The sequence below is a fragment of the Providencia sp. PROV197 genome, from assembly GCF_028479625.1.
Taxonomy (GTDB): Bacteria; Pseudomonadota; Gammaproteobacteria; order Enterobacterales; family Enterobacteriaceae; genus Providencia; species Providencia vermicola.
Window position 1 is genome coordinate 22,183 of sequence record NZ_JAMPNZ010000005.1, and the last position, 6,000, is coordinate 28,182.

The following is a 6,000-nucleotide window of genomic DNA, read 5'->3' on the forward strand; positions in this document are numbered from 1 at the left end:
ATTTTTAATCTTGTTCCATTCGCTATTTTTTATAAAAGTAACCTTACCCTCTCAATTGACTGATTAACTTATTGAGGGCGAAATTTCACTTTATATCACTTAACCTGCGAAAGGATAGACAATGAATAAAACGTATTTTGGTCCGTATATCGATGTCAGCGTAGATGCAACTTGGAACGATTGGCAAAACTACCCGAATGGCAGGCCTAATGCGAAATACAGCCAAGCGGCTATCAAATATGGCGTTGATATTCTTTATCTTGGTTTTTTAACCGCAACTCGTGATAAACAAGCAGCATGGTCAGCCCAACCTACGATGCCAATTAGCTGGGCAAAACCGTTAACGGATGAACTTATTACAGCTGGTGTCAACGTTGCCGTTTCATTTGGGGGAGCAGCAAACCAAGATGTTTCCCTCGTACAACCACTGGAACAACTCATTGAAACCTACCAAGAGGTGATAGATGTACTTGGCGCATCACATATCGATTTAGACTTTGAGAACGGCCTCTATGATGCAGACAAGGCGTTTGCTGCGTTAAAAGTGATTATCGAAAATAACCCTGAGATCACCCTAAGCCTAACCTTACCCACCCTGCCTACAGGACTCACAGGGACAGGGCTAGATTTAGTCAAAAAATCAGTGGATGCTGGTTTAGTCATGAAAGTGAATGGCATGGCAATGGACTACTATGACCCGAATATCAGCAGTCTCGGCGATGCGGCTATCAAAGCGGCCATCAGCATTAAGAACCAATTAAAGCCGTTCTACCCAACCGTTGGTGATAAAGAAATGTATGATTATGTTCAAATCACACCGATGATTGGTTTAAACGATGACCTGACTATGTTTAGTTTCCATGATGCGGATATCTTAAGCGAGTTTGCTAAGAAAATAGGGTTAAACCTTGTTTCGATGTGGAGCCTAACTCGCGATTTCCCGGGAAATAAACCTTACCCTGAAGCCACAAGTTCAGGTAATCCAGAGCAAACTCAGGAATTTGAATACACTGCGTTATTTACCCAAAAACTGAATTCATAAATAACCCGATATCATCAATATCATGGATAATGGTGATATCCCATTTTTTCTGAAATACGGCGACCTGACGCTTTTAGCAATTGTACATAGTGGTCAAGTTGCTGCTCATCAAAACGAATGGTTGGGAACGAAATCGATAATCCCGCCACCACATGCCCTAAGCGGTCATAAACAGGCACCGCAACACAACGCAAACCGAGTTCTTGCTCTTCTCTATCCTGCGCATAATGGCACTCCCGCACTGCAGCTAATTCCACCAGCAAATTTTCGATGCTTAAAATGGTTGTATCCGTTTTTTGGGTAAACGTCTCATCTTTTAAAGCTAAACGAATGGCTTCTTCATCTTGCCAAGCCAGTAAAATTTTGCCAATTGCTGTGCAATACAGTGGGTTACGGCGGCCTACCCGCGAATACATGCGCAAGTTATAACTGGAATCAATTTTATGAATGTAAATAATGGCATCTTCATCCAATGCCCCTAAATGCACGGCCTCATGGGTTATTTGCCCAATATGGCGCATTTCTTTATCCGCGATTTCAATTAAGTCCACATATTCAAGGGACTTTGCGCCTAATTCAAAGAGCTTTAATGTCAGTGAGTACTTATCTGCCTCACCTTCTTGTTCCACATAGCCCAATTGTTTCATGGTTTGCAAAAAACGAAAGGTGGTGGCCTTTGACATTAATAAACGCTGGGATAGCTCAGAAACACCAATCTCTTTTTGCTCCCCTAACGCACTGAGAATACTAAATACTTTCACCACTGCAGATACGGCATCAGTCTGAGTCGTCTTATCCATGTTATTTTCTTCATCCTATTAGATTGGCCGCGATAATTAATATCATAAAGCCAATTAAAACCACGCGATACGCCATAGCATAATTGTCGAACCTCATAAAAACAAGAACAGTGATTCATTATTTTTAAAACGGCGTTTCATTTTCATTGAGTTTCTGTACCAAATGCGTTTTAATAGCCTCATCAGGTCAGTAATCGATAACACAGTCGTAATCGCGCAGGTGATAAAAATGAGTACACATCCGCAAGTTGCCGTCATTGGCGAGTGCATGGTTGAATTGCAAAAGTCGGGGGAGCTGTATAAGCAAGCCTTCGGTGGGGACACGCTAAACACTGCGCTGTATTTGTCTCGCTTAACTCAAAAACAGGGTGTGACAACACGCTATATCACTGGTTTAGGAAAAGACCCATTCAGCCAACAAATGCTGGATAGCTGGCAGCAAGAAGGTATTAATACTGAAGCTGTCTCAATTTCACAAAAGCATTTACCAGGGATGTACCTAATTGAAACCTCCGCTGATGGCGAACGCCGTTTCTTTTATTGGCGCGATAACGCAGCCGCCAAATTTTGGTTGGATGAAAACAGCAAAGCACACACACAGCAACTTCTTAATTCACAACAATTTATTTATTTAAGTGGCATCAGCTTAGCGATTTTACCTGACTCAGCTCGCCAACTTTTAATGGAAATACTGCAACAAGCTAAACAGCACGGTGCGAAAATTGTGTTTGATAATAACTATCGCCCTGCTCTTTGGCCATCAAAAGAAGCCGCACAACAGGCTTACCAACAAATATTAAAATTAACCGACATCGCGTTTCTGACCTTTGATGACGAGCAACTTCTGTATGGGGATTGCCACGAAATCGAAGCCATTTCGCGTACGCAACTGTATGGCGTGAATGAGATTGTGATCAAACGTGGTGCGGAGGCCTGCTACGTGATCATTGATAATGAGCGCTATGAAGTGCCAGCAAATAAAGTCAGTCACGTTATTGATACCACCGCCGCAGGGGATTCGTTCAGTGCAGGTTATCTTGCCTGCCGCATTTTGGGCGGCACACCGTGCGACGCGGCAAAAACTGGCCACTTACTGGCAGGAACTGTTATCCAACACCGGGGAGCAATTATTCCTGCCGAGGCCATGCCAACCACCGATTTAGGAAAATGTTAAGGGGCTTTAGCCATGAATCAACTGATTGAAAGAATTAAAAAACTGAACGTTGTTCCCGTGATCACCATTAATCATGCAGAACATGGCGCACCACTTGCTAAAGCCTTGGTGGAAAACGGCCTGCCGTGTGCGGAAGTGACTTTTCGTACCCCTGCCGCCGTGCAAGCCATTAAAAATATGCGTGCCGCCTACCCTGAATTGCTGATTGCTGCTGGCACCGTGTTAACCACTGAACAAGTTGACCAAGCTATTGATGCAGGCGTGGACTTCATTGTTAGCCCAGGTTTTAACCCCAAAATCGTCGCTTATTGCCAACAAAAGAAAGTGATTATTATTCCTGGAGTGAATAACCCAAGCCTCGTCGAACAGGCCCTTGAGTTTAACCTGACCACCTTAAAATTCTTCCCCGCGGAAGCCTCTGGCGGCGTTGCCATGCTAAAAGCCCTGAGCGCTGTTTACCCAGTGAAATTTATGCCAACGGGCGGTATCGGTGTGAAAAACATTAAGGAATACACCGCGTTACCATCGGTGTTAGTCTGCGGTGGCTCGTGGATGGTGCCAAATGACTTAATTGACAAAGAAGACTGGCAAGCGCTCGGTAAATTAATTGCCCAAGCGGCAGCCATTTAATTAACAATAAAAAATCTCGTTGTCGTCATTATGCCCTTATTCCCATGATAAGGGCTTTTTTATGAGAAATTAGCCTGCATTTTTTGCTCAATACTTACTAATCCCAACAGCTGTGACTTGATTAATTATTGGTATTATTCATCAATAAAACGTTTGAGCTGTAACCGCAGCATCTCATTTTCACGCCGCAGTCTATCATTTTGATCCATCAAGCTCATGGCCATTGCAATCCCTGGCCAATCAATCTCTAGCTCATGGTAAAGACGCACCGCCCTTCTCACAATAATCACGGCTTGGTCGTCAAATAACCATTCATGAGTTGTTTCAATCGGTTGGATTATCCCCAGCCCGACAATTTCCTGTAATTCATCTTCAGCGATACCTGTATGAATACAGAAATCAATAACGGTTAGTGTTGTTAACTGTTCCATTATTTTCCTCCCCAATTCTTACGCGGGTCAAAACTCTGTTGTGCCTCCGCCAACTTCTGCCACAGTGCGTTGGATTGTGCATCACTGCTCTCTGGCATCACCACTTTTATAATCACGTATAAATCACCAGCATGCCCCTTGTGTACCAGTCCTTTTCCTTTAATTCGTAATTTTTGGCCTACTTGGCTATTTGCAGGAACTGTAATAACGATAGGGTCTTTGAGCGTCGGAATAGTGATTTTGGTGCCTAGCGCCGCTTCCCAAGGTGCTAAAGGCGCCACAATTTCCAAATCATGCCCTTTAATATCAAATAATGGATGTGGTGCAATGCGGATGGTAATCCATAAGTCCCCGTTTTCACCGCCATTTTCCCCTGCGGTACCTTGCCCTTTTAAGCGAATGCGTTGCCCATCGATAACCCCCGCAGGGATTGTCACATTTAATGTTTTGGGGATTTCATTGTCGATAAAACCGTAGGCATTATAAACTGGTAAATTGTAGCTTATGGTGCGTTTGTGTGATTCTTGGCTCTCTTCGAGGAAAATAGCCAATTCCACTTCGAGGTCTTGGCCGCGGTGGCTACGAGGCTGCCTTGTGCTACCACTACGTGCACGTTGAGAAAACATCGATGAGAAAATATCATCGAAATTCCCTGAATCAAAACCTTGCTGGGAGTATGAATGACTTTGCTGGCCTTGAGCCCCTTGGTTAAAATAAGGGTCATTTCGGTGTTCCCACATCTCATCGTATTCTGCACGCTTTTCTTTATCACTTAGTACTGCCCACGCTTCGGCGATTTCTTTAAAACGCGCTTCCGCATCGGGCTCTTTGCTAACATCAGGGTGATATTTGCGCGCTAAGCGGCGATATGCGGTTTTAATGGTCTTCAAATCATCAGTGCGATTTACACCCATGATGCTGTAATAATCCTTTAGTTCCATAGTCATATCTCGTTCATTTATTTGTTGAATAGAATTCTTATGGTGCTTTACCTTGCCGCGTGTATTTTGAAAATATAATGGCAGCATTGAATTTAACTTAAGATATTTAAGCAATAATTGGAATAGCCGAATGAGGCTAAAAATTAAATATATTAATTAATCAGTCCATTCAATAGATAACGATATTGTTGATTTCACGCGAACTACCATTCCATAAACACAGAAATTATTGATAAATCCCCCTAAAAACAGGAAATTTTCACCATTTCAGGCTAAACCTATAAAAGAGCTAATTGATTGCAAAGGAAACCCTATGGATGCTATTACCAGCCGCCTGAGCTATAAAATGAATTTCGCCATATCAGTTGAAGATTTTATTCGGTTAATTCTTCAGTCACCGTTTAGAGAAACGGTTTCAACCGATAATCTAACTCAATTAGATGCAATGCTGAATAACGCGGATTTATTGATTAGTGCATGGGACGATGAGCAAGTGGTGGGGTTTGTCCGTGCAGTCACGGATTTTAGTTCTTGCTGTTATATCTGCGAACTTGCCATTGACGCACATTATCAAAAACACGGCATCGACCGTCAATTAATGCGCATTGCCGCCGAAGAACTTCCCCCCGACTGCCAAATTTTATTTTTCTCCACCGACAGCAATCTCACCGAATATCTGAAATTGGGCTTCACCCAATCACCAAGAGCTTGGCACACCACCGCGGAGACCTATTTAGCCAAATCCGCCGATAGGGATTGAGGCACTCACTCACAATAAATTCAAGAAAATACTTTTTAATTCAACAATGATGCCCTAACCAATTCACACATAATAAGCTCAAAAAATTCTTTCAACTCCGTTGCGATGCTCTAAATAATTCGGATTGTGGGTAGAAGACTAGAAAAGATACTTCGAGAAAGGCACTCATGTTTAGAAATCAGCGAGGGAAACCATTTCAATCTTATTATTCCCCTGCTCCAG

At 42.9% G+C, this 6,000-nt stretch carries 7 protein-coding genes; 4 read left to right on the plus strand and 3 right to left on the minus strand.

Annotated features, from left to right (window positions below; genetic code table 11):
• The first annotated feature begins 121 nt into the window (after positions 1 to 121).
• Positions 122 to 1,042: a chitinase gene (locus tag PR808_RS02920; protein ID WP_272538663.1), complete on the plus strand. Its 921-nt coding sequence runs from the start codon at positions 122 to 124 to the stop codon at positions 1,040 to 1,042.
• Positions 1,043 to 1,062: 20 nt separating this feature from the next.
• On the opposite strand, the gene kdgR is transcribed toward PR808_RS02920, so the two are convergent.
• Entirely contained in the window at positions 1,063 to 1,842 is a 780-nt protein-coding gene (kdgR, locus tag PR808_RS02925) for a DNA-binding transcriptional regulator KdgR (protein ID WP_272538664.1), read from the minus strand.
• Positions 1,843 to 2,071: 229 nt separating this feature from the next.
• Here kdgR and PR808_RS02930 point away from each other — a divergent pair, with 229 nt between their 5' ends.
• Entirely contained in the window at positions 2,072 to 3,016 is a 945-nt protein-coding gene (locus PR808_RS02930) for a sugar kinase (protein ID WP_206083892.1), read from the plus strand.
• Positions 3,017 to 3,028: 12 nt separating this feature from the next.
• Positions 3,029 to 3,646, plus strand: coding sequence for a bifunctional 4-hydroxy-2-oxoglutarate aldolase/2-dehydro-3-deoxy-phosphogluconate aldolase (locus PR808_RS02935; protein ID WP_272538665.1), 618 nt, complete (start codon positions 3,029 to 3,031; stop codon positions 3,644 to 3,646).
• Between the two features lie 134 nt (positions 3,647 to 3,780).
• On the opposite strand, the gene PR808_RS02940 is transcribed toward PR808_RS02935, so the two are convergent.
• Positions 3,781 to 4,077, minus strand: coding sequence for a chaperone modulator CbpM (locus tag PR808_RS02940; protein WP_206083890.1), 297 nt, complete (start codon positions 4,075 to 4,077; stop codon positions 3,781 to 3,783).
• Positions 4,077 to 5,018, minus strand: a complete 942-nt coding sequence (cbpA, locus tag PR808_RS02945) for a curved DNA-binding protein (protein ID WP_206084379.1) — start codon at positions 5,016 to 5,018, stop codon at positions 4,077 to 4,079. Before cbpA ends, PR808_RS02940 begins: the two co-directional genes overlap by 1 nt.
• A 313-nt stretch (positions 5,019 to 5,331) precedes the next feature.
• On the opposite strand from cbpA, the gene PR808_RS02950 reads away from it, so the two are divergent.
• Positions 5,332 to 5,778 carry a GNAT family N-acetyltransferase gene (locus tag PR808_RS02950; RefSeq protein ID WP_206083889.1) on the plus strand — a complete coding sequence of 149 codons (447 nt, stop codon included), beginning with the start codon at positions 5,332 to 5,334 and terminating at the stop codon, positions 5,776 to 5,778.
• Positions 5,779 to 6,000: the final 222 nt, after the last annotated feature.

What these genes read in the sequence shown, in the direction of transcription:
- PR808_RS02920 (WP_272538663.1), top strand. Translation starts at nt 122, where the DNA reads ATGAATAAAACGTATTTTGGTCCGTATATCGATGTCAGCGTAGATGCA.
- kdgR (WP_272538664.1), bottom strand. Translation starts at nt 1,842, where the DNA reads ATGGATAAGACGACTCAGACTGATGCCGTATCTGCAGTGGTGAAAGTA.
- PR808_RS02930 (WP_206083892.1), top strand. Translation starts at nt 2,072, where the DNA reads ATGAGTACACATCCGCAAGTTGCCGTCATTGGCGAGTGCATGGTTGAA.
- PR808_RS02935 (WP_272538665.1), top strand. Translation starts at nt 3,029, where the DNA reads ATGAATCAACTGATTGAAAGAATTAAAAAACTGAACGTTGTTCCCGTG.
- PR808_RS02940 (WP_206083890.1), bottom strand. Translation starts at nt 4,077, where the DNA reads ATGGAACAGTTAACAACACTAACCGTTATTGATTTCTGTATTCATACA.
- cbpA (WP_206084379.1), bottom strand. Translation starts at nt 5,018, where the DNA reads ATGGAACTAAAGGATTATTACAGCATCATGGGTGTAAATCGCACTGAT.
- PR808_RS02950 (WP_206083889.1), top strand. Translation starts at nt 5,332, where the DNA reads ATGGATGCTATTACCAGCCGCCTGAGCTATAAAATGAATTTCGCCATA.